This is a genomic window from Mesorhizobium sp. WSM4884 (genome assembly GCF_029625675.1).
Taxonomy (GTDB): Bacteria; Pseudomonadota; Alphaproteobacteria; order Rhizobiales; family Rhizobiaceae; genus Mesorhizobium.
This window is the reverse complement of the sequence record NZ_JARTVO010000076.1, coordinates 1-257: the sequence shown is the minus strand read 5'-3', so window position 1 is coordinate 257 and position 257 is coordinate 1. Positions and strand designations below refer to the sequence as shown.

The following is a 257-nucleotide window of genomic DNA, read 5'->3' as shown; positions in this document are numbered from 1 at the left end:
ATCACCAACGCTGGCCTGCTTCAAAGCAACAGTGGCGTAGCGGTGCAAATGGGAACCGGCGTGAATACGCTGATTCTGCAGACCGGATCGCAAATCATCGGCTCCGCCGACGGCGGCGGCAGCAAATCGGCTACGGTCATCCTGCAAGGCACCGGTAGCGTCACCAATGCTTTTACGCGTTTTCAAACCTTGCTTGCACAAGGCAGCGACTGGAGCTGGAGCGGTAGCGGCGCATTCAATACGGCACAGATACAAGG

Annotated in this window: 1 protein-coding gene; it reads left to right on the top strand. The window is 57.6% G+C overall.

All coding sequences use genetic code 11. From position 1 onward, the window contains the following. Positions 1–60 precede the first annotated feature (60 nt). On the top strand, positions 61–257 hold a 197-nt coding region (locus tag P9236_RS30735; protein ID WP_278078219.1), incomplete at its 3' end, for a hypothetical protein.